Source organism: Butyricicoccus pullicaecorum, assembly GCF_002160355.1.
Classification (GTDB): domain Bacteria; phylum Bacillota; class Clostridia; order Oscillospirales; family Butyricicoccaceae; genus Butyricicoccus; species Butyricicoccus pullicaecorum.
In genome coordinates, this window is the sequence record NZ_NFKK01000058.1 from 1 (window position 1) to 601 (window position 601).

At 60.2% G+C, this 601-nt stretch carries 2 protein-coding genes; both read right to left on the reverse strand.

The window, feature by feature from the left end:
- Positions 1 to 93: 93 nt before the first annotated feature.
- Positions 94 to 222, reverse strand: coding sequence for a hypothetical protein (locus B5F17_RS15270; protein ID WP_275532141.1), 129 nt, complete (start codon positions 220 to 222; stop codon positions 94 to 96).
- A 2-nt stretch (positions 223 to 224) separates the two neighbouring features.
- Positions 225 to 601 (reverse strand): hypothetical protein (locus tag B5F17_RS14950; protein WP_162608205.1); only part of this gene is annotated, 377 nt, incomplete at its 5' end.

A 601-nucleotide genomic window follows, 5' to 3' on the forward strand; every position in this document is an offset into this window, starting at 1 on the left:
TGTTTTCAGGCGGATATTGATGTCAGCAACACTCTTTTTGTACTGGTCTTCGCCCTCGACGGCAAAGCGCGTCGAGATTTTTCGCTCAGCCATTTACTCCTCCCTTTTCGTGACGCCTGCATTGTGCAGGGATACGAGGTCAAACACGACCCCAACCGGGAGGCTGAACACCTCCCGGCTGGACAGGCCGCACACAATGCCCGAGCGCAGATACTGCGCCACGGTCATTCCGTTTTTTTTTGAAGTTCGGCAAGACCGAGGTCGATTTCCTCCTCGGGCTGGTCGCGGTGGTAGCCGCGCATGACCGCATTTACCACCGCCTGCTGCAATTCGATCAGCTCATCAGGCATGATGCGTGCTGCGACGTCATCTGCGTCCGGGATGGGGCCGCGCGCGTGGCCATCCATGCGGCGCACCAGCTCGCCCTGTTCGGCGAGGATGCAGAACGCCTGCACCGTGGCCTGCATACCGGCTGCGCCCGGCTGGGTGAGTGCTGCGATGATGTCCTGATCGCCAAGCGCATCGCGTGCCGCGAACATCGCCCGGCCGTTATACAGCAGATGATAGGTCTTGCCCTGCCACTCTGTCGTTACACTGCGCA